This window comes from Mesorhizobium sp. WSM4976 (assembly GCF_029625685.1).
In the GTDB taxonomy this organism is placed as follows: domain Bacteria; phylum Pseudomonadota; class Alphaproteobacteria; order Rhizobiales; family Rhizobiaceae; genus Mesorhizobium.
Genome location: NZ_JARTVT010000001.1, coordinates 159949 through 181908, shown reverse-complemented (window position 1 = coordinate 181908; position 21960 = coordinate 159949). Strand labels below are relative to the sequence as shown.

Sequence of the window (21960 nt, the reverse complement as noted above, 5' to 3'; positions counted from 1 at the left end):
TCCTTGCAGGGAATTCTTCCGGCGTGCGCTAGGCCACGTCGAGACAAAGGTATTTCAGATCGGTGAAGGCTTCGAGCCCGTGTCGTGAGCCCTCGCGGCCAATGCCGGACTGCTTGACGCCGCCGAAGGGGATCGGCGCGCCGGTGATCTTGACGCGGTTGATCGCGACCATGCCGTAGTCCAGCGCACGCCCCATGCGCGCCTGCCGCGCGCCGTGCTCGGTGACGACATAGGCGACGAGGCCATATTCGGTGGCGTTGGCGCGGGCGACGACTTCAGCCTCGTCGTCGAACGATGTTACGGCGGCGACCGGGCCGAACGTTTCCTCATGCATGATCAGCGCTTCGTCCGGCACATCGACAAGCAGCGTCGGCTGGTAAAACAGTGGGCCGGCAGCGTGACGCTTGCCGCCGGTCAGGCAACGGGCGCCATGAGCAACGGCATCGGCCACCTGCTCCTCCACTTTCTTGACCGCGCGCTCATGCATCAACGGCCCGATCTCGGCGTCCGCGGATAGCCCGTTGCCGACGCGAAGCTTCTCGATGCGGCGCGCGAAAGCGGCGCAAAAGCGGTCATAGATTGGCCGCTGCACATAGATGCGGTTGGCGGCGAGGCAATCCTGGCCGGAGGTGGCGAATTTGGCGTCCAGCGCGATCGTGACGGCCTTGTCGATATCGGCGTCGTCGAAAACGATCAGCGGCGCATGGCCGTCGAGCTCCATGACCAGGCGCTTCATCGTCGCGGCACTCTGCGCGGCGATCAGCCGGCCGACTTCGGTCGATCCGGTGAAGCTCATGGCGCGGACCCTGGCATCGGCGCACATCGCGCCGACAATGGTGCGCGCATCACCCGTGACGACGTTGAAGGCGCCGGCCGGCAGCCCGGCGCGCTCGCCAAGCTCGGCCAGCGCCAGTGCCGACAACGGCGTTTCGGCGGACGGATGCGCCACCACTGTGCAGCCGGCAGCAAGCGCGGCCGCGGCCTTGCGGGTGAGCATGGCCGACGGGAAATTCCAGGGCGTGACGACGCCGACCACGCCGAGCGGCTCGCGGCGCACCGACATCTCGGCGTTCGGCAGATGGCTGGTGACGCTTTCGGCGTTGAGGCGTTTCGCGTCCTCGGCATACCACTCGACGAAGGAAGCGGCATAGTCGATTTCGCCCAGCGATTCCTTCAGCGGCTTGCCCTGCTCGAGCGTCATCAGCAGCGCCAGATCGCCCTTGGCGGCGATGATCAGATCGAACCACTTTCGCAGGATTTTCGAGCGCTCCTGCGGCAGGGCAGAGCGCCAGGCAGGAAACGCACGGGACGCTGCATCGATCGCTTCAGTGGTCTGCCTGCCATCGAGCGCCGCGACAAAGGCGACGGTGGCGCCGGTGGCGGGATCAGTGACCTCGAAGCTCGCCGCCTCTTGGCCAGCGGTCCAGTGGCCGCCGACATAGCCGAGATCGCGAAGCAACCGGCGATCGGCAAGCCGGTCGAGTGCCTCGTGGCGGTGGGGGCGAGCGAAATGCGCGGACATCGGCGTCTCCATTCGATGCCAAAATATCGGCCGTGCCGTGCGAAAAATGAGACTGTTTCAGCGGGTGTTGGTAGAGAGATTCTCTCTATTGGCGCATAGGCGTAGCCAATATCTCTAGCAAGCAGCCAGAGTCCGCTACGCTCCTTGCTGAGCCCCGTGGATGACGATGCGTCAATGTTGCGGCAGCAGGTCAGCCACCGGTAGCACGGTCTCGTCCTTAACCGTCTTGGTGACGATGTAGGTGAAATAACGGTCGATGCCGATCTCGCGTTCGAGCAGGCCGTCAACCAGCCGCTGGTAGGCATCGATGTCGCGCGCCATGACCTTCAGCACATAATCGACGCCGCCGCCCACCGACCAGCAGGCGACGATCTCCGGAACATCGCGCACGACACGCTCGAAGCGGTCGAAATCCGCCTGGCGATGATTGGCCAGGGTCACCTCCATCAGCACCGTCGCCACCGACGCGAGAACCCGCATGGCGATCGCGGCGTGATAGCCGGAGACGATGCCGGCCTTTTCCAGCTTGCGCAGCCGGATCCAGCACGGCGTCGGCGACAGCCCGACCTTTTCGGCCAGCGCCAGCTTCGTGATGCGCCCGTCGCGCTGGATGGCATCGAGAATCCTGAGGTCTATCGGGTCGAGCTTCGCTGCCGCCATGCGGGATCCGCCTTTCGTTCAAGACACATGATTATGCATTATTTCGATTGTCAATTGCACTGATTTCGATCTCTAATAAGTCATGACATTATGGCAGCCAGATCCTGCTCTCATCCGCCGCCCGGCCTATCTCTCGCTGGCCGACCAGTTCGCCCGCGCCATCCATGACGGGCGGCTGGCCAACGGCACGCAGCTGCCGACGCATCGCCGGCTGGCGGACGACCTGAAGCTTTCGGTGCAGACCGTCAGCCGCGCCTATGAGGAGCTGATCCGCCGCGGGCTGATTTCCGGCGAGGTCGGCCGCGGCAGCTTCGTCCAGACGCAACGCCGCGAGCCGGAGCCGCCCTACCTCCCGGAACGGCTGGGCGAGGTCATCGACCTTTCCATCCTGAAGCCGGTCTGCGAGCCGATGCATCTGGAGAAAATGAAGCAGGCGCTGGGGTGGCTGTCCGAGAACCTGCCGTCGAGCTCGGCCCTGTCGTTCAGGCCTAACATGGTTTTCCCGCGTCACCGCGCGGTGGCGGTCGAATGGCTGAAGCTTTGCGGGCTGGAGGCGTCGCCGCAGAACATCAGCCTCACAAACGGCGCCACCGCCGGCATGACGGTCGCGCTGATGAGCGTCGCCCCGCCCGGCTCGACGGTCGCCACCGAGGCGATCGGCCACCATACGCTGGTGCCGCTCGCCCGCTATCTCGGCTTCAATCTCGAAGGGCTGCCGATCGACGACAATGGGCTGATCCCCGAAGCGCTCGACGAGGCCTGCCGTCTCTCGGACATCCGCGCCGTCTTCGTCCAGCCGTCGGTGATCAACCCGACGGCGACCTTGATGGACACCACCCGTCGCGAGCAGATCGCGGCGGTCGCCCGCAAGCACGATATCGCCATCATCGAGAACGACGTGCTTGGGCCGCTGGTCGAAGGCCGGCCGCCGGCGGTTGCCGCCTTCGCGCCGGAGCGGACGCTCTACGTCACCTCCTTCACCAAGATCACCGTGCCCGGCCTGCGCATCGGCTATCTGGCGGTGCCGGACCGCTATGTGGCAGCCGTCGCCAACCGCCACCTCGTCTCAAACTGGATGGCGACACCAATGGTGGCGGAGATCGCCACGCGTTGGGTGAATGACGGCACGGCGATGGAACTGGTCAACTGGCAGCGCCAGGCGTTGAGGCGGCGCCAGGAGATCGCCGCGGAAATGCTGGCAGGCGTCGATTACCGCGTCCACCGCGACGGGCTGCATCTGTGGCTAGAGCTGCCGGGCGACCGCGCCGAAGAGAGCTTTGTCTCTCAAGCGCGCCTGCGCGGAGTGGCGATCGCGCCAGGCACCTCGTTCCGCATCGCCGACACGACTTGGCATCCGGCCGTGCGCATCTCGCTCGGATCGACCACCGAGGGGGAACTGCGGGCGGGGTTGAGCGTTGTCGCCAAGCTGCTGCTCGGCGATCCGGAGCATCTCCTGCTCGCGATCTGATGCACAAGCTGAGCGCAGATTGCCCTGAAATTGTGCCGCGTCGGAAATATTGTCATGATATTATTTTCCCAATTGACATGATTTGACGCGTTTCGCATCGTTAAGGGCATAGGCTTCTCCAGAACGGGGAAATGGATTGCCCGCGCCCATCATCAAGGTCGATGCGATTTCGAAGAGCTTCGGCACCTTCAAGGTGCTGGACGGTTTGTCGATGCAAGTGATGCCGGGCGAGAAGCTGGCGCTGATCGGCCCGTCCGGCTCAGGCAAGACGACGATCCTGCGCATCCTGATGACGCTCGAGAAGATCGACGGCGGCCATATCCAGGTCGATGGCGAGCAGCTCTATCACATGGAGCGCAACGGCCAGTTGCTGCCGGCCGACGAGCGGCACCTGGCCAGGATGCGCCAGAAGATCGGCATGGTCTTCCAGCTCTTCAATCTCTTCCCGCACAAATGCGTCATGGACAATGTGACGCTGGCGCCGATGCTGACCAAGGGCGTCGCGCGCGCCGCCGCCGAGAAACGGGCGATGGAACTGCTCGACATGGTGGGTCTCGCCGACAAGGCCAAGGCGATGCCCGCGCAGCTTTCAGGTGGCCAGAAGCAACGCGTGGCGATCGCAAGAGCGCTGGCGCTCTCACCCAAGATCATGCTGTTCGACGAAGTGACCTCGGCCCTCGACCCGGAGCTCGTCGAGGAAGTGCTCAACGTCATGCGCAAGCTCGCGGCCGAGACCGACATGACGATGCTTCTGGTCACCCATGAGATGGGCTTCGCTCACGACTTCGCCGACCGCGTGCTGTTCTTCGACCGCGGACGGATCGTCGAGGAAGGCAAGCCCGATGAGATTTTCCGTCACCCCAAACAGGAAAGAACGCAGAGTTTCCTGAAGAAGATCATCGCGGCCGGACATCGCGTCTGACCGCAATGCAAACGGGCGACGTGAGTCGTTCCGAAGGCGGCGGCGAGAGCCGTCAATCGAGCAAACCAAGAAGAGAAACAAGGAGTTGGGAACGATGAAGAGACTTGGCATTCTGGCTGGCGTCGCCAGCCTAGCACTGGGCGCTGTGCTGCTCGCCTCCGGGGCGCGTTCGGCGGACGACGCAAAGCTGGAGCAACTCAAGCAGCAGGGCTTTGCCCGCGTCGCCATCGCCAACGAGCCGCCCTATACGGCTGTGGCCGCCGACGGCAAGGTCTCAGGCGCGGCGCCGGACGTGGCGCGGGAGATCTTCAAGCGTCTCGGCGTCAACGACATCGTCGCCTCGATCTCCGAATACGGTGCCATGATCCCTGGCCTGCAGGCTGGACGCTTCGATGTCGTCACCGCCGGCCTGTTCATGAAGCCAGAGCGCTGCGCGGCGGTTGCCTATTCCGAGCCGGTGCTGTGCGATGCCGAGGCGATGCTGGTGAAGAAGGGCAATCCGAAGGGCTTCAAGAGCTATGCGGACATCGCCAAGGACAGCTCCGCCACCGTCGGCGCGCCCGGCGGCGGCACCGAGGAGAAGCTGGCGCTCAATGCCGGCGTGCCGCGCGATCGCGTCATCGTCGTGCCGGACGGCCAGAGCGGCCTGAAGATGGTGCAGGACGGCCGCATTGACGCCTACTCGCTCCCCGTTCTGTCGATCAACGACCTGATGAAGAAGGCGAACGATCCCAACCTCGAAGTGATCGCGCCGGTGCAGGGCGCGCCGGTCTATTGCGACGGCGCCGCCTTCAAGAAGGGCGACGAGGCGCTGCGCGATGCCTATGACGTCGAGCTCGCCAAGATGAAGAAGTCCGGCGAGTTCGCCAAGATCATCGAGCCCTACGGCTTCTCCGCCAAGGCGGCGATGTCGACGACGCGCGAGAAGCTCTGCGCGGCGAAGTAGGCACTACTTCTTCCTTCTACCCATTCACGGGGGAGAAGGTGTCACGAAGTGACGGATGAGGGGCGGCGGCGAGTTCTGACAGGCTGGCTCTACCCCTCGTCTGCCTGCCGGCATCTTCTCCCCGTTGAACGGGGAGAAGGGGCTTGTCTCGGCTGCCCCGCACAACCGCAAACGATAGGAAATCTTACACCCAGATGACCCAGTGGTCCGGCTATCTCGGCCTGATATTGCAGGGAGCGCTTGTCACCATCGAGCTGACGCTCATGGGGTCGGTGCTTGCGCTGATCATGGCCTTCCTCGCCGGCATGGGGCGCGTGTCGCGCTTCTTCGTCGTGCGGGCGATCGCCACCGCCTATATCGAGTTCTTCCGCGGCACCTCGATCTTCGTGCAGCTGTTCTGGGCCTATTTCGTGCTGCCCTTCGCCGGCCTGTCGCTGACGCCGCTGCAGGCGGGCGTGCTGGCGCTGGGCTTGAATGTCGGCGCCTATGCGGCGGAAGTGGTGCGCGGCGCCATATTGTCGGTCGGCCGCGAGCAATATGAGGCCTGCACGGCGCTCAACCTCGGCCGTTGGCAAGGCATGCGCCATGTGATCCTGCCGCAGGCGTTGTTGGTCATGCTGCCGACCTTCGGCAACAACGCCATCGAACTGCTCAAGGCGACCTCGGTCGTATCGCTGATCTCACTCGCCGACCTGACCTTCCAGGCGCAGGTGGTGCGTTCGCAGACCGGCAGCACGCTGATGCCGTTCCTGTCCGTGCTGATCATCTATTTCGCGCTGGCGCTGATCATTTCCTGGGGCGTGCGCACGCTCGAGCGCCGCATGGCGCGCGGCCTTGATGGAGTGCGGGTCTGATGGATTGGGATTGGGATTTCGTCTGGCAAATCATGCCAACCCTGATCCAGGGCGTGAAGATCACCATCCTGGCGACCATTCTGGGCTCGATCCTGGCCGCGATCGTGGGGCTCGGGATTGCGCTGGGGCGGCGCTCGGAGAACCCGCTGGTGTCACGCAGCATCAGCTGGTTCGCCGAGTTCATCCGCGGCACGCCGCTTTTGGTGCAGCTCTACTTCATCTTCTACGTGCTGCCAGATATCGGCATCCTGCTGCCGCCGCTGGTGGCGGGCGTCATCGGGCTCGGCCTGCACTACGGGACCTACACGGCGGAAGTCTATCGTGCCGGCATCGACAACGTCCCGCGTGGCCAGTGGGAGGCGGCCAAGGCCTGCAATCTCACTGGACGCCACACCTGGACACATATCATCCTGCCGCAAGCGATCCCGCCGATGATCCCGGCCCTGGCCAACTATTTCATCGCCATGTTCAAGGAGACGCCGCTGCTTTCGGCGATCACGGTGCTGGAGCTGATGAACCAAGCCAAGAGCGTCGCCAACACCTACTACCGCTACATCGAGCCGATGACGCTGGTCGGCGCGTTCTTCCTCGTCATCAGCCTCTGCTCCGTCGTGCTGTTGCGCTGGCTGGAGCATCGCTACGGCAGGATCGAAAGATGAAAGTCATGAAAGCACTGCCTGAAATCCGCCTCGAAACGGCGCGACCCACGCTTGACGCGCGTCCGCTGGAAAAGCGTGTCGGGCTGATCGCTTTAGCCACCGACCACACCAGCGAGGTGGACTTCCGCCGCATGGTGGCGAGCGAGCGGATTGGCGTCTATGTCGCGCGCATCCCTTACGCCAATCCGACGACGCTGGAGAATTTGCGCAAGATGCAGCCATCGCTCTCGGCGGGCGCGGCGCTGATCCTGCCGGACGAGACGCTCGATGCCGTCTGCTACTCCTGCACCTCCGCTTCCGTGGTGATCGGCGATGCCGAGATTGAAGCTGCGATCCAGGCGGCCAAGCCCGGCGTGCCCGTGGTCACGCCGCCGATGGCCGGCATGCGCGGGCTGAGCGCCTTCGGCGTGAAGCGCATCAGCATTCTCACCCCCTACACTGTCGAGACCAGCCGGCCGATGGCGGCCTATTTCGGCGCGCATGGCTTCGACATCCAGAGCTTCACCTGCCTCGGCTTCGAGGATGACCGCGAGATGGCCCGCATCAGGCCGGCTTCCCTCATCGAGATGGCGCGCAAGGTCACGCATCCGCAGGCCGATGCGCTGTTCGTCTCCTGCACCGCGCTGCGCGCCGCGCTCGCCGTCCCCGGCATGGAAGACGCGATCGGGCGTCCGGTCGTCACCAGCAACCAGGCCAGCGCCTGGAACTGCCTGCGGCTCTGCGGCGACGAGACGCCGCGACCGGAGTTCGGCCGCCTGTGGACCAAGCCGCTGGCACAGTGATCGTAATGCCCGTGATCGAAATGCCAGTTACGCTTCAGCATATTCGCGCCGCGCGCGAACGCATTGCCGGCAAGGTCGAGCGGACACCCGTCGTGTTGTCGCAAAACCTGTCGGAGCGCGTGGGGCATCCTGTTCATCTCAAGCTGGAGCACCACCAGACCACCGGCGCCTTCAAGCTGCGCGGCGCTTCCAACGCGATTGCGGCGTTGAGCCCGGAAGAAAAATCGCGCGGGGTCGTCGCCGCCTCGACCGGCAATCACGGCCGCGCGCTGGCGCATGCGGCGAAGCTCGAAGGTATGCGCGCGGTGATCTGCATGTCGAAGCTGGTGCCGGAGAATAAGCTCGACGGCATCCGCCGCCTGGGCGCCGAAGTGCGCATTGTCGGCAACAGCCAGGACGATGCCCAGCAGGAGGTCGACAGGCTGGTGGCGGAGGAAGGGCTGGTCATGCTGCCGCCCTTCGACCATCCCGATATCGTCGCCGGGCAAGGCACGCTCGGGGTGGAGATCATGGAGCAGCTTCCGGACGCAGCATGCGTGCTGGTGCCGCTCTCCGGCGGCGGGCTCGCGGCCGGCGTGGCGGCGGCCGTCAAAGGCGTGAGCCCGGGCACGAAAGTCATCGGCATCTCGATGGCGCGGGGCGCCGCGATGAAAGCCAGCCTCGACGCAGGCCGGCCCGTGCAGGTCGAGGAACTGCCGACGCTGGCGGACTCGCTCGGCGGCGGCATCGGCCTCGACAACCAGCTTACCTTCGCCATGTGCCGCGACCTGCTCGACGACGTGATCCTGCTTGCCGAGGACGAGATCGCTGTCGGCATTCGCCATGCCTATGAAGAGGAACGCGAGATCGTCGAGGGCGCGGGCGCTGTCGGCATCGGCGCGCTGCTTGCCGGCAAGGTCAAAGTGAGCGGCCCGACTGTGCTCATCCTCTCCGGGCGCAACATCGACATGAGCCTGCACCGTCGCATCGTCTGCGGCGAATCCTCCGCAAGGGAGCGTGCCGCATGAGCCGGATGACAATTCTCACCGAAAGTGATCTTCGCAAGATCGTGACGCTCGACCTGGAAGCCGTCGCCTGCGTCGAGAACGCCTTTCGCGCCCTGGCCACGCTGCCGGTGGCAATGCCGCCAATCTTGAGACTCGACATTCCCGAGCATCGCGGCGAGGTCGACGTGAAGTCCGCCTATGTGCCGGGCATAGACGGCTTCGCCGTCAAGATCAGCTCCGGCTTCTTCGACAATCCGAAGCTCGGTCTGCCGAGCGGCGGCGGCATGATGGTGCTGCTCTCGGCCAAGACCGGCGTGGTCGAGGCGCTGCTGCTCGACAATGGTTATCTGACCGATGTCCGCACCGCCGCTGCTGGCGCTGTTGCGGCCAGGCATCTGTCGCGCGAGGACTCCAAGGTCGCGGCGATCTTCGGCGCCGGTTTGCAGGCCGGCCGGCAATTGGAAGCGCTGCGCCTCGTGCGGCCGATCGAGGAAGCGCGTATCTGGGCGCGCGATGCCGCCAAGGCCGAAGCAACCGCCGCCCGCTTGCGCGACAGGCTCGGCATCATGGTTCGCGCCGAGCCGGATGCGGCGGACGCGGCAGCCGGCGCCGACATCATCGTCACCACGACGCCATCGACCGAACCGCTGATCAAGCCCGGTTTCGTTTCCGCCGGACAACACATCACCGCGATGGGCTCCGATGCCGAGCACAAGAACGAGATCGCGCCGGCGATCCTGCGCATGGCCGATCTCTATGTGGCCGACAGTGCGAAGCAGACGCGGCGCCTCGGCGAACTCCATCACGCGATCGATGCAGGCGTGATGGTGGCCGACGCCGAGGTCACCGAGCTCGGCCAGATCATAGCCGGCAGCAAGCACGGCCGGCGCTCGGCGAGCGACATCACCATCGCTGATCTCACCGGCACCGGCGTGCAGGACACCGCGATCGCCACACTTGCGCGCGATCGCGCGCGGGCGGCGAACGCCGGAACGATTTTCGAGAGCTAGTACCGGCCGCAAGGCCCAACAAACGAGGACCAAGAACAATGCAGCCAAACTTGAAATTCTCGCGGAGCGAATTTGCCGATCGCCTCGCTAAGACGCGCAAAGCCATGGAGGCCAAGGGCGTCGATCTTTTGATCGTCAGCGATCCCTCCAACATGGCCTGGCTGACGGGTTATGACGGCTGGTCCTTCTACGTGCATCAGGCGGTCATCGTGCCGCCTACGGGCGAGCCGGTCTGGTACGGTCGCGGGCAGGACGCCAACGGCGCCAAGCGCACAGCCTATCTCGCGCATGACAACATCATCGGCTACGCCGACCATTATGTGCAGTCGACCGAGCGGCATCCGATGGATTATCTCGCCAGCGTGCTGGCCGAGCGCGGCTGGGACAAGCTCTCCATCGGCGTCGAGATGGACAATTACTGGTTCTCGGCGGCTGCCTTCGCAGCTCTTCAGAAGCATTTGCCCAATGCCCGTTTCGCCGACGCCACCGCGCTGGTGAACTGGCAGCGCGCGGTGAAGAGCCCGACCGAGATCGAGTACATGCGCAATGCCGCCCGCATCGTCGAGGCGATGCACCAGCGCATCGTCGACAAAATAGAGGTCGGCATGCGCAAATGCGATCTCGTCGCCGAGATCTACGATGCCGGCACGCGCGGCGTCGCGGGCATCGGCGGCGACTATCCGGCGATCGTACCGCTCTTGCCCTCGGGGGCGGACGCCTCGGCGCCGCATCTCACCTGGGACGACAAACCGATGAAGGCGAACGAGGGCACGTTCTTCGAAATCGCCGGCTGCTACAACCGTTACCATTGTCCGCTGTCGCGCACAGTCTTCCTCGGCAAGCCGACGCAGGCGTTCCTCGACGCCGAGAAGGCAACGCTGGAAGGCATGGAGGCCGGCCTGGCCGCCGCAAAACCAGGCAACACCTGCGAGGACATCGCCAATGCCTTCTTCGCCGTCCTGAAGAAATACGGCATCGTCAAGGACAACCGCACCGGCTACCCGATCGGTATCTCCTATCCGCCGGACTGGGGCGAGCGCACCATGAGCCTGCGTCCCGGCGACCGCACCGAGCTCAGGCCCGGCATGACCTTCCACTTCATGACGGGACTGTGGCTGGAGACGATGGGCCTGGAGATCACCGAGTCGATCCTGATCACCGACACCGGCGTCGAATGCCTCGCCAATGTGCCGCGCAAGCTGTTCGTGAAGGACTGAGGCCGATGTCCGCTTTGCGTCCATCGCCGATCACGCCGACCGTCGACTTCGAGCGCGACGGCGTCCAGCACGGGTTCCTGCGCCTGCCCTACAGCCGCGACGATTCCGCCTGGGGATCGGTGATGATCCCGGTGTGCGCCATCCGCAACGGCAAGGGCTCGACGGCGCTGCTGACCGGCGGCAATCACGGCGACGAGTATGAAGGGCCGTTGGCGCTCTACGAGCTCGCCCGCACGCTCGATCCGAAACAAGTCTCCGGCACGATCATCATCGTGCCGGCGATGAACTATCCGGCGTTCCGGGCCGGCACCCGCACCTCGCCGATCGACAAGGGTAACATGAACCGCTCTTTCCCCGGCCGCCCCGACGGCACCGTAACGGAGAAGATCGCCGACTATTTCCAGCGTGAATTGCTGCCGCGCGCGGACATCGTCTTCGACTTCCATTCCGGCGGCAAGACGCTGGATTTCGTGCCCTTCTGCGCCGCGCATACGCTGCCGGACAAGGTGCAGGAGAAAAAGGCCTTCGCCGCGGTCGAGGCCTTCTCGGCGCCGTTCTCGATGCGAATGACCGAGATTGATGCCGTCGGGATGTATGACACTGCGGCCGAGGACATGGGCAAGGTCTTCGTCACCACCGAGCTCGGCGGCGGCGGGACCTCGCGGGCCGAGACGGTGCGGATTGCCCGGTGCGGCATCCTCAACGTGCTGCGTCACGCCGGCATCGTCGATGGTGCGGTCGAAAAGGGCAGAACGCAGTGGCTCGATATGCCGTCGGGCGATTGCTTCGCCTTCGCCGAGGAGGACGGGATGATCGAGACCATGATCGATCTCGGCGAGCCCGTGGAAGAGGGCCAGGTGGTAGCGCGCATCCATCCGCTCGGCCGCACCGGCCAGGCGCCGCAGGAGATCAGGGCCCGGATGTCGGGGCTGCTCGCCGCGCGTCACTTTCCAGGTCTGGTCAAGGCGGGCGACTGCATCTCGGTGCTGGCCGTGGCGGTCGGATAGTTATTGCACCACGCGCTTCTCGAGCTTGCGGGCGAGCGTACGCCGGTGCAGGCCGAGGCGGCGGGCGGTTTCCGAGATGTTGAAGCCGGTCTCGACCAGCGTCTCGTGGATGCGCTCCCATTCCAGGTTCTTGATCGAGGTGGGACGACTGGTGAGCGGCACCGACACATCTCCCTCGTCGCGGCCGAAGGCGGCTTCGATGTCATCGGTGTTGGCGGGCTTGGCCAGATAGTGACAGGCGCCGAGCTTGATCGCCTCGACCGCCGTGGCGATGCTGGCAAAACCTGTCAGCACGACGATTCGCATCGACGGGTTGCGGGCGCTGAGCAGCTTGACGCATTCGAGGCCCGATCCCGCTCCGAGCTTGAGATCGACGACGGCGTAGGCCGGAACGGCCTTCTCCAGCGCGACAAGCAGCGCCTCGCGGTCATGGCAGACCACGACGTCGTAGTCACGCTTTTCAAACGAGCGTTTGAGCGTGCGCGCGAAAGTCGTGTCGTCCTCGACGACGAACAGGGATCGATCAGGCTTCACGATCACCTCCATCGGTCAGCGCCGCCAGCGGCAGCGAAAGGGTAACGCAGGCGCCGTCGGCCATGTTGCGCGCCGAAACGTCGCCGCCGAGCTTGCGCACGACATTGAACACCAGGAAGAGGCCCAGGCCGCCGCCCGGACGCTGCTTGCTCGACATATAGGGCTGGCCGAGCGCGGCCAGAATATCCTTGTCGAAACCCGGTCCGCGATCCTTGACGGTGAGCACCAGCTTTTCATCCTGCCGGTCGGCAGTGACGCCGACCCAATCGTGCGATGCTTCCAGCGCATTGTCGAGCACATTGAAGATCACTTGCCGCAGCGCCGTATCGGACACGATCTGCTCGTCCGGCTCGAAACCGTTGCTGAAGTCCAGCTTGGAAGGCTGGCGGCTGACACGCCACTCCTGGACAAGGTCATCGAGGAAGTGGCGGATTGTGGTGCGGATCGTGCCCTCGCCCCGCGCCTGGCCGGAGGACATCAGGATGCCGGTCACGATACTTTTGCAGCGCTCGATCTGCGCCTGCATCTCGGCCACATCTTCGGAAAGCTCACGGTTGCGCCTGACGACCTGCATCTGGCGCCAGTCGGACAGGATGACCGATATGGTCGAGAGCGGCGTGCCAAGTTCATGCGCGGCGCCAGAGGCCAGCAGGCCCATGCGCACGATGTGATCTTCCTCGGCCGAACGCTGGCGCAGGTCCGCGAGATAGGCATCGCGTTCGCGCAGGTTGCGGTTGATGCGCGTCATGAAGATCACGATCAGGCCAGCCGCCAGCACGAAGCAGATGAACATGCCGCGCAGATGCAGCGACAGCAGATCGCTGCCGCCGTGATGCGGAAGCGCGATCGGCTGGAAGACGAAGATAAGGAAGACGAAGCAGGCGGAGGCTGCCACCACCAGGATCCAGGTCGACCATGGCGCCAGCAACGCGGCGCCGAGGGTGATCTGCAGCAGATAGAGCGAGACGAACGGATTCGAGGCGCCGCCGCTCAGATAAAGCTGCGTGGTCAGCGCCGCCATGTCGAAGATCAGCGCGACGAAGAGCTGCGCGTTGCTAATGCGGCGATTGCCGCGCAGGGCGAGCAGGCTGAAGATGTTCAACCCGACGAGGAACAGCACCACGCCGGCCATCTCGATGAGCGGCAGCGGGATGGCGAACCAGTATTGCGTCACCAGGATGGTCAGCACCTGCCCCGCCACCGCCAGCCAGCGCAGTTGGATGAGGAGCAGGAGATTCTTCCTGTTCGTGACGTCGGCGTTCGAGACGGCGCCTCCCTGCTGGGCGGGAGGAACCGTCAGCAACGGCTTGTCGTGATGAAGCCGCGAGATGGGGATGTTCATCTTGCGGCGCTTCCCCGCCAGCAAGTGGCGAGGATAGGCCTGGCAAGCGCCACCGCCAGCATCGCTGCCAGGGCAAACCAGGTCAGAGCATAGACAAGATGGCTGTTGCGGAAGGTGACGACGGTAAGGCCGCCGCGCGGCCAGCTGTCCGCGCCGGACGTCCCGGCATCGATGAAATAGGGCGCAAAATCGGTCAGGCGGCGCTCCTTGGCGATTGCCGCGATGTCCCGCGAATACCAGCGGCCGGCGGCCGGATCGTTGCTGCGCAGGAAGCCGCCGCCGGGCTCGCTGATCCTCAACAGCCCGTCAATCGTCCTAGGCGAGCTCGGGCCGCCGCTCTCTTGTTGAAATGCGGCCTTGCGCTCCTGCGGAATGAAGCCGCGGTTGACGAGGACCGTGAAGCCGCGGTCTTCGCGCATCGGCGTCAGCACCCAATAGCCGCCGCCAAGCTCGGTCACCGCCTGCACCAGCGTGTCGGCGCCGCCGATGAACCTGCCGGTCAGGCGCACATGGCGATATTCATAGCCTGCGGCATTGATATCAGCCCATGTCGCGGGTCCTGGCGCATCGACGACCGGAGCATGGATGCGCTGGTCGACGCGGGCGATCAGATCGAGTTTCCAGGCGCGCCTTTCCAGCTGCCAGATGCCGAGCCCAAGAAACGTCAGAACGCCGAGAAGTCCCAACAGCGCAAGCAAGAAGCGCGAAGCGGAGCCTTTCGACGGCGCGGCTGGAGTGCCTATACCTTCCGGGCCGGCCCTGACTTTTGCCTTGAAATTGGCCCTCCTCACGCCCGCAACAGGGCTCATGGCATCTGCCGCATTTCGTGGAGCCCAGGCATCATATTGGCGTTGAGGTGGTACATCACCCAGAGCGAGCCGCTCAGCACGATGACGACGAGGATCACCGTGAAGATGAGCGCCAGCATCGACCATCCGCCTTCCGAGGCGGGGGTCATGTGCAGGAAGAAGATCATGTGAACCACGATCTGCACCGCGGCGAAGGCCATGATGATGACGGCCGTGGCCTGCTTGTTGTCGATGGCGCCGGTCATGACCATCCAGAACGGGATGGCGGTGAGCACCACCGAAAGGACGAAGCCGATCAAATAGCCCTTCAGCGATCCGTGCGCTGCGCCGCCATGGGCGTGGTCGTGACCGGCATGATCATGAGCGCTCATCGCAAAGTTCCCATCAGATAGACGAAGGTGAAGACGCCGATCCAGACGACGTCGAGGAAGTGCCAGAACATCGAGAGGCACATCAGCCGGCGGCGGTTGGCCTCGATGAGGCCGTGTCTCGCGACCTGCACCATCAGCGTCACCATCCAGACGATGCCGAAGGTGACATGCAGGCCGTGCGTGCCGACCAGCGTGAAGAAGGACGACAGGAAGGCGCTGCGCTGCGGCGTCGCGCCCTCATGGATCATGTGGGCGAATTCGTAGAGTTCGATGGACAGGAACGCCAAGCCGAACAGCATGGTCACGGCTAGCCAGCCTTGCGTCGCGCCGACACGGCCCTTGTCCATGGTCAGCATGGCGAAGCCATAGGTGATCGAGGAGAGCAGCAGCATGGTGGTGTTGACCGCCACCAGGCCGAGATCGAACAGGTCCTTCGGCGCCGGACCCGCCGCGTAATTGCCGCCGAGCACGCCAAAGGCCGCGAACAGCATGGCGAAGATCAGGCAGTCGCTCATCAGATAAAGCCAGAAGCCGAGCATGGTGCTGCCGCCTTCGGCGTGCGCATGCTCCTCTTCCAGGTGGAAGACCGGCTCGGCGCCGGCCGTGATAGCCGTGGATGCCATGCTCAAGCCCTAGCCCCCTGAGCGGAGAGGAGCGCCGTCCTCGCCTCTTCCGTTTGTGCGACCTCGGCCGCCGGGATGTCGAAGTCGCGGTGATAGTTGAAGGTGTGGCCGATCGCGGTGGCGATCAGGCAGACGAAGCTCAGCGCCGCCAGCCACCACATGTACCAGATCAGGCCGAAGCCGAGGGCGACGCTGAAGATCGCCAGGATGACCCCGGTACCGGTGTTCTTCGGCATGTGAATCGGCCTGAAGCCGGAGAGTGGGCGCCGGTAGCCGGCTCTCTTCATGTCGAACCAGGCGTCGTTGTCGCGGATGACCGGAGTGAAAGCGAAATTATAGGCGGGCGGCGGCGAGGAGGTCGACCATTCGAGCGTGCGGCCGTCCCACGGATCGCCGGTGACGTCGACCAGTTCGGCCCGCTCGCGGATCGAGACGAAGATCTGCACCAGGAAGGCGGCGATGCCGCAGGCGATCAGCACCGCGCCGAAGGCAGCGATGACGAACCAGATCTGCAGCGATGGATCGTCGAAGACGCGCATGCGGCGCGTCACGCCCATCAGGCCGAGGATATAGAGCGGCATGAAGGCGAACCAGAAGCCGAGCACCCAACACCAGAACGAGACCTTGCCCCAGAACGGATCGAGCCTGAAGCCGAAGGCCTTGGGCCACCAGTAGGCGATGCCGGCGAACAGGCCGAACAGCACGCCGCCGATGATGACGTTGTGGAAATGCGCGATCAGGAACAGGCTGTTGTGCAAAACGAAGTCGGCCGGCGGCACTGCAAGCAGCACGCCTGTCATGCCGCCGACAACGAAGGTGAGCATGAAAGCCACCGTCCACATCATCGGCAGCTCGAACCGGATACGGCCGCGATACATGGTGAAAAGCCAGTTGAACATCTTCGCCCCTGTCGGGATGGAGATGATCATCGTGGTGATGCCGAAGAAGGAGTTGACGCTGGCGCCGGAGCCCATGGTGAAGAAGTGGTGCAGCCAGACAAGATAGGACAGGATGGTGATGACCACCGTGGCGTAGACCATCGAGGTGTAGCCGAACAGGCGCTTGCCGGAGAAGGTCGAGGTGACCTCGGAGAAGACGCCGAACAGCGGCAGGATGAGGATGTAGACCTCCGGGTGACCCCATATCCAGATGAGGTTCACATACATCATCGGGTTGCCGCCGAAATCGTTGGTGAAGAAGTTGGTGCCGACATAGCGGTCGAGCGCCAAGAGCGTGAGCACCGCCGTCAGCACCGGAAAGGACGCCACGATCAGCACGTTCGTGCAGAGTGAGGTCCAGGTGAAGACGGGCATGCGCATCATGGTCATGCCGGGGGCCCGCATCTTGATGATGGTGCAGATCAGGTTGATGCCCGATAGGGTCGTGCCGACGCCGGCGACCTGCAGCGCCCAGATGTAGTAGTCGACGCCGACATCCGGACTGTAATCGATGCCCGAGAGCGGCGGATAGGCCAGCCAGCCGGTGCGGGCGAACGCGCCGACGAACAGTGAGGCCATGACCAGGATGGCGCCGCCCACGGTCATCCAGAAGCTGAAATTGTTGAGGAAGGGGAAGGAGACATCGCGCGCGCCGATCTGCAGGGGCACGACGAAGTTCATCAGCCCGGTGACGAAGGGCATCGCCACGAAGAAGATCATGATCACGCCATGGGCAGTGAATATCTGATCGTAGTGATGGGCGTTGAGATAACCTTCCGAACCGTTGAAGGCGATCGCCTGCTGCAGGCGCATCATGATGGCGTCGGAGAAGCCGCGCAAAAGCATGACGAGGCCGAGCACCATGTACATGATGCCGATCTTCTTGTGGTCGACGCTGGTGAACCACTCGCGCCAGAGGTAGCCCCAGAGCTTGAAATAGGTGATGGCGCCGAGAAGCGCGAAGCCGCCGAGCGCCACCACGAAGAAAGTGGCGACGAGGATCGGCTCGTGCAGCGGCAGCGACTCCAGAGTGAGGCGGCCGAAGATGAATTTGGTCAGCGTTTCAGGCATCCGCCATTCCTCACAATTCGAAGCGCAGCAGGCCGAGCGACGGCGTGCCGGCGTCGGCGCGGCGGCTGCCGGCGCCCGGCGCGAGCAGGCCGACGCCGCGCAGCGGGGACAGGTCCCTGAGCGGCCAATCCCTGTCATCGTCATTACGGGTCGCGCGCGAGGCGGCAGCAGCCTCCTCCGCCGTGCAGATGCTGGCGACATAGGACGGATCGCTGCCGAACACGGCGCCGCGCCGGGCAAGCTTGTCATATTGCAGCGGCAGGGTGTTGCGGACGCCGGCGAGCCCAAGACCGCCCTTGGCGTCGATCGACATCATCTCGTTCATGCACATCTTGCCGGGCTCGACACACAAATTGAGGATGGCGCCATAAAGGTCGGGATCGACGGAGGCATAGTGCCGGACCGGCTCGTTCTCGCTCGGACGTTCGAGCTCGAGATAGGTCTCGCGGCTAAGCTTGGCCTGCGCGCCTTTCGCCTGCGCCACCCAGTCAGTGAAGGCCTGGTCGGACAGGCCGTGAAACGCGAAGCGCATGCCGGAGAAGCCGGCACCGCTGTAATTGGCCGAGAAGCCCGTATAGGTGCCCGGCCTGTTGATGACGGCGTGAAGCTTCGTCTCCATGGCGGGCATGGCGTAGATCTGTCCGGCAAGGGCAGGAATGTAGAAGGAGTTCATCACCGTGGACGAGGTGATGCGGAAGTCGATCGGCTGGTTGACCGGCGCGGCAAGCTCGTTGACGGAAGCGATGCCGTAATCCGGATAGATGAAGAGCCACTTCCAGTCGAGCGCGACGACCTCGACCCTGAGCGGCTTGTGTTCCTGCGTGACCGGCTGGCCGGCCTCGATCCGGTCGATACGCCGGTAGGGATCGAGCAGATGCGTGCCGAGCCAGGTCAGCGCGCCGAGGCATATGATGACGAGCAGGGGCGCTGCCCAGATCACCAGCTCCAGTTTGGTCGAATGATCCCAGTCTGGCGTGTAGGTCGCCGTGGTGCTGGATTGGCGGTAGCGCCAGGCAAAGAACACGGTCAGCGCCATGACGGGCACGATGATGAGCAGCATCAAAAGGGTCGAGACGACGAGCAGGTCGCGCTGCTGCACTGCCACGTCGCCCGCGGGCGCCAGCACGACGAAATCGCAGCCGCTAAGCAGCACGGCCAGGGGGAACAGAAGCAGGGCTCCGGATCGTTTCATCAAATGCTGCTCTCGATCGTCCGGCGCAACAGGCCTATCATGTGCAATGCGGTATCGACCAACGGCTATCGCTGACGGACCCGAGACGACATTGGACAATTTGTCCAATGCCCAGTCGGCGCGGCTTTGGCGAAAGTGTGCAACGCACAATGGGAATGACAAGCGCGTCCTACATCCAACTCGGTGGCGACGGAAAAGATGGCTGAAACTTCGACTGCCGAAACTGACAGCAGGCTGATCGGCTCGCATCACGGCCAGGTCAGCGCTGGCGATATCGCTGTCGGCGTGATCATCGGCAGGACGTCGGAGTTCTTCGATTTCTTCGTCTATGCGATCGCTTCCGTGATCGTGTTCCCCAAGCTTGTCTTTCCGACGCACGATCCGCTGGCCGGGACGCTCTACTCCTTCGCCATCTTCGCGCTGGCCTTTATCGCGCGTCCGTTCGGCACGGTGCTGTTTATGGCAATCGACCGCGCCTATGGCCGCGGCGCCAAGCTGACGATCGCGCTTTTCCTTCTTGGCACCTCGACGGTCGCCATGGCGTTCCTGCCGTCCTATGAAGATGTCGGCGCGGTCGCCGCCTGGCTGCTGGCGCTTACCCGCTTCCTGCAGGGCCTGGCGCTTGGCGGAACTTGGGACGGGTTGCCTTCGCTGCTGGCCCTGAACGCGCCGCAGAACCGGCGCGGCATCTATGCGATGATCCCGCAGCTCGGCGCGCCGATCGGGCTAATCGTGGCAAGCTCGCTGTTCGCCTTCTTCGTCGCCAATCTCTCGGCCGACGATTTCTTCGCCTGGGGCTGGCGCTATCCGTTCTTCGTCGCTTTTGCCATCAATGTCGTGGCGCTGTTTGCCCGGCTGCGCATCGTCGTCACGCCCGAATTCTCGAAGCTCTACGAGAGCGGTGACCTGCAGCCCACCCGCATCAGGGACATGATCAGCACGGAAGGCCGCAACGTCGTCGTCGGCGCCTTCGCGCCGCTGGCGAGCTTCGCACTGTTCCATATGGTGACGGTGTTCCCGCTGTCCTGGGTGTTCCTGTTCACCAATGAAGGGCCGGAGCGGTTCCTGGTCATCGAGGCGGTGAGCGCGCTGTTCGGCATCGCCGCGATCGTCGCGTCGGGGCCGCTGGCCGACCGCGTCGGGCGTCGTGCTTTGCTCGGCGGCGGCGCCGTCGCCATCGCCGCATTCAGCGGCTTTGCCCCGCAGCTTCTCAATGGCGGCACTGTCGGCGAGACCGTGTTCATGGTGATGGGATTCATCCTGCTGGGCTTGAGCTTCGGGCAATCCTCGGGCGTGGTCGCGTCGAGCTTCTCGCGCCAGCACCGCTACACCGGCTCGGCGGTGACCTCGGACCTCGCCTGGATGTTCGGCGCCGGCTTCGCACCACTTGCAGCGCTGCTGCTGGCCGGCACTTTCGGCCTCATCGCCGCGGGCGCCTATCTGCTTTCAGGCGCGGCCTGCACGCTGATCGCGCTGTGGATCGACAGTCATGCCTCGACGACCGGCCGCTAAAGCGCGTCGCGATCTTTCAGATTCGCTCCATGCGCTTTAGGTTTTGATTTTTTACGCATGTCTTTATCCCGAACCGGTTCCCACTTTCGGGAGACATGCTTTAGTACCCGGCCACGAGGCCATTGTCGCAGGCGCCCAATCAGACCTGGTAGAAATCCCGATACCATTCCACGAAGCGCGGAACGCCGACCTCGATCGGGATCCTGGGCTTGAAGCCGGTCACCTCCTCGAGCGAGGTGACGTCGGCGTAGGTCGCCAGCACGTCGCCCTGCTGGAGCGGCATCAGGTTGCGGATTGCCTTGCGGCCGAGCGCGTCTTCCAGCACGTCGATCAGCCGGCTCAGTTGGACAGGCGAGCTGTCGCCGATGTTGTGGATCCTGTACGGCGCATTGCTTGTCGCCGGGTCCGGGGCCGCGCTTGTCCAATCGGGGTCGGGCGTCGCGGGATGCTCCATGACGCGGATTACGCTCTCGACGACGTCGTCGATGTAGGTGAAGTCCCGCTGCATGTTGCCGTGGTTAAAGACGTCGATCGGCTGGCCGGCGAGGATGGCCCTGGTGAAGATGAACAAGGCCATGTCGGGCCGTCCCCATGGACCGTAGACGGTGAAGAAGCGCAAGCCGGTCGTCGGCAGCCCGAACAAATGGCTGTAGGTGTGGGCCATCAGCTCGTTCGCCTTCTTGCTGGCGGCATAGAGGCTCAGGGGATGGTCGGTGGAATCATGCACTGAGAACGGCATGCGCGTGCTGCCGCCATAGATCGAGCTCGACGACGCATAGACAAGATGGCCGACCGAGGCTTGACGGCACCCTTCCAGGATGTTGAGGAAACCGCTGAGATTGCTCCGTGCGTAGACGTGCGGGTTGATCAGCGAATAGCGGACGCCCGCCTGCGCGGCGAGATTGACGACGATCTCCGGCGCTGCCGAGGCAAAGACCGCCGAAATGTCATCGCGGTCGGCGAGATCGACATGCTCGAAACGAAAGTTCGCGAACGCTTTCAGCCTGTCGAGCCGCGCCTGCTTCAGGGCAACGTCGTAATATTCGTTCATGGAATCGAGGCCGACAACCTGCCGGCCTTCGGCAAGCAGCCTGTGGCAGAGGTGAAACCCTATGAAGCCGGCCGCGCCGGTGATCAGGATAGGCCCGCTCGACGTCAATGCATGTCCCCAAACGTTGTGGTCAGACCGGACCGACCTTTCGCCGACAGCCTGCGATCGCGTCCGGAACTCCTCAAGCCGGTCGAGAACTTGCGCCTTTTATGGCAGGCCGTCGACGAATTCAACGATACGCCTTTCGCCGACATCTCGACACCGGTCATTGGGCGCCAGTAGCTGCAAGGGCTGGCACGGGCAGGTGCCGCAGCAACGCATAGAGCCCGTCGACCTCAGCCCATGCGAACCCGTCATCCCGCCGCTGCGGAACGAAGGCCGCCTCGTATATGCTTCAATCAGGTCGATCATAGCCGCCTAGGGACGATGTGGCCGGAGCCGGCCCAGAAGGCGACCAGTCTCCGACAGCGGAAATCCAATCTCA

At 64.1% G+C, this 21960-nt stretch carries 21 protein-coding genes; 11 read left to right on the top strand and 10 right to left on the bottom strand.

Features of this window, described 5'->3' with window-relative positions; all coding sequences use genetic code 11:
• Window positions 1-28: 28 nt before the first annotated feature.
• Both P9272_RS00840 and P9272_RS00835 read right to left on the bottom strand, forming a co-directional pair.
• Complete coding sequence (locus P9272_RS00840) at window positions 29-1522, bottom strand: NAD-dependent succinate-semialdehyde dehydrogenase (RefSeq protein WP_278158109.1); 1494 nt, start codon at window positions 1520-1522, stop codon at window positions 29-31.
• A 171-nt stretch (window positions 1523-1693) separates the two neighbouring features.
• Window positions 1694-2182 (bottom strand): Lrp/AsnC family transcriptional regulator, encoded by a 489-nt coding sequence (locus tag P9272_RS00835; RefSeq protein WP_278158108.1) that lies wholly within the window; start codon window positions 2180-2182, stop codon window positions 1694-1696.
• 82 nt (window positions 2183-2264) lie between these two features.
• Between P9272_RS00835 and P9272_RS00830 the strand changes: the two genes are divergently transcribed.
• From P9272_RS00830 to doeB, 10 genes are all read left to right on the top strand, one after another.
• Window positions 2265-3650 carry a PLP-dependent aminotransferase family protein gene (locus tag P9272_RS00830; protein WP_278158107.1) on the top strand — a complete coding sequence of 462 codons (1386 nt, stop codon included), beginning with the start codon at window positions 2265-2267 and terminating at the stop codon, window positions 3648-3650.
• Window positions 3651-3786: 136 nt separating this feature from the next.
• On the top strand, window positions 3787-4572 hold the full coding sequence (gene ehuA / locus P9272_RS00825) for an ectoine/hydroxyectoine ABC transporter ATP-binding protein EhuA (RefSeq protein ID WP_042638471.1): 786 nt from the start codon (window positions 3787-3789) through the stop codon (window positions 4570-4572).
• Between the two features lie 94 nt (window positions 4573-4666).
• Complete coding sequence (ehuB, locus tag P9272_RS00820; RefSeq protein ID WP_128259662.1) at window positions 4667-5518, top strand: ectoine/hydroxyectoine ABC transporter substrate-binding protein EhuB; 852 nt, start codon at window positions 4667-4669, stop codon at window positions 5516-5518.
• Between the two features lie 194 nt (window positions 5519-5712).
• Entirely contained in the window at window positions 5713-6372 is a 660-nt protein-coding gene (gene ehuC / locus P9272_RS00815) for an ectoine/hydroxyectoine ABC transporter permease subunit EhuC (RefSeq protein WP_278158106.1), read from the top strand.
• Window positions 6372-7031, top strand: a complete 660-nt coding sequence (gene ehuD / locus P9272_RS00810; protein ID WP_128259660.1) for an ectoine/hydroxyectoine ABC transporter permease subunit EhuD — start codon at window positions 6372-6374, stop codon at window positions 7029-7031. Before ehuC ends, ehuD begins: the two co-directional genes overlap by 1 nt.
• Window positions 7032-7036: 5 nt before the next feature.
• Window positions 7037-7813 carry an ectoine utilization protein EutA gene (gene eutA / locus P9272_RS00805; protein ID WP_278158572.1) on the top strand — a complete coding sequence of 259 codons (777 nt, stop codon included), beginning with the start codon at window positions 7037-7039 and terminating at the stop codon, window positions 7811-7813.
• A 20-nt stretch (window positions 7814-7833) separates the two neighbouring features.
• The gene (eutB, locus tag P9272_RS00800) at window positions 7834-8820 is read left to right on the top strand and encodes a hydroxyectoine utilization dehydratase EutB (protein WP_278158105.1); all 987 of its coding nucleotides are present in this window, start codon (window positions 7834-7836) and stop codon (window positions 8818-8820) included.
• On the top strand, window positions 8817-9809 hold the full coding sequence (locus P9272_RS00795; RefSeq protein WP_278158104.1) for a cyclodeaminase: 993 nt from the start codon (window positions 8817-8819) through the stop codon (window positions 9807-9809). The genes eutB and P9272_RS00795 overlap by 4 nt, the downstream gene beginning before the upstream one ends.
• A gap of 38 nt (window positions 9810-9847) precedes the next feature.
• A complete protein-coding gene (gene doeA / locus P9272_RS00790) occupies window positions 9848-11026 on the top strand; it encodes an ectoine hydrolase DoeA (RefSeq protein ID WP_128259658.1) in 1179 nt (392 codons plus the stop codon).
• 5 nt (window positions 11027-11031) lie between these two features.
• Window positions 11032-12033, top strand: a complete 1002-nt coding sequence (doeB, locus tag P9272_RS00785) for a N(2)-acetyl-L-2,4-diaminobutanoate deacetylase DoeB (protein WP_278158103.1) — start codon at window positions 11032-11034, stop codon at window positions 12031-12033.
• Here the strand turns inward: doeB and P9272_RS00780 are convergent, their stop codons facing one another.
• The 7 genes from P9272_RS00780 to cyoA are packed head-to-tail and all read right to left on the bottom strand — an operon-like array spanning window position 12034 to window position 18913.
• Window positions 12034-12567 carry a response regulator transcription factor gene (locus tag P9272_RS00780; protein WP_278158101.1) on the bottom strand — a complete coding sequence of 178 codons (534 nt, stop codon included), beginning with the start codon at window positions 12565-12567 and terminating at the stop codon, window positions 12034-12036.
• Window positions 12557-13909: an ATP-binding protein gene (locus P9272_RS00775; RefSeq protein WP_278158099.1), complete on the bottom strand. Its 1353-nt coding sequence runs from the start codon at window positions 13907-13909 to the stop codon at window positions 12557-12559. The genes P9272_RS00780 and P9272_RS00775 overlap by 11 nt, the downstream gene beginning before the upstream one ends.
• Window positions 13906-14718, bottom strand: a complete 813-nt coding sequence (locus tag P9272_RS00770; protein ID WP_278158097.1) for an SURF1 family protein — start codon at window positions 14716-14718, stop codon at window positions 13906-13908. Before P9272_RS00770 ends, P9272_RS00775 begins: the two co-directional genes overlap by 4 nt.
• Window positions 14715-15089, bottom strand: a complete 375-nt coding sequence (cyoD, locus tag P9272_RS00765) for a cytochrome o ubiquinol oxidase subunit IV (protein WP_278158095.1) — start codon at window positions 15087-15089, stop codon at window positions 14715-14717. Before cyoD ends, P9272_RS00770 begins: the two co-directional genes overlap by 4 nt.
• On the bottom strand, window positions 15086-15712 hold the full coding sequence (cyoC, locus tag P9272_RS00760) for a cytochrome o ubiquinol oxidase subunit III (protein ID WP_112131187.1): 627 nt from the start codon (window positions 15710-15712) through the stop codon (window positions 15086-15088). Before cyoC ends, cyoD begins: the two co-directional genes overlap by 4 nt.
• A gap of 2 nt (window positions 15713-15714) precedes the next feature.
• On the bottom strand, window positions 15715-17721 hold the full coding sequence (gene cyoB / locus P9272_RS00755; protein WP_278158091.1) for a cytochrome o ubiquinol oxidase subunit I: 2007 nt from the start codon (window positions 17719-17721) through the stop codon (window positions 15715-15717).
• A gap of 10 nt (window positions 17722-17731) precedes the next feature.
• Window positions 17732-18913, bottom strand: coding sequence for a ubiquinol oxidase subunit II (cyoA, locus tag P9272_RS00750; protein ID WP_278158089.1), 1182 nt, complete (start codon window positions 18911-18913; stop codon window positions 17732-17734).
• Window positions 18914-19111: 198 nt separating this feature from the next.
• Here cyoA and P9272_RS00745 point away from each other — a divergent pair, with 198 nt between their 5' ends.
• Window positions 19112-20425 (top strand): MFS transporter, encoded by a 1314-nt coding sequence (locus tag P9272_RS00745; protein ID WP_278158087.1) that lies wholly within the window; start codon window positions 19112-19114, stop codon window positions 20423-20425.
• Window positions 20426-20564: 139 nt separating this feature from the next.
• Here P9272_RS00745 and P9272_RS00740 read toward each other — a convergent pair whose 3' ends face one another.
• Window positions 20565-21584: an NAD-dependent epimerase gene (locus tag P9272_RS00740; RefSeq protein WP_278158085.1), complete on the bottom strand. Its 1020-nt coding sequence runs from the start codon at window positions 21582-21584 to the stop codon at window positions 20565-20567.
• Window positions 21585-21960: the final 376 nt, after the last annotated feature.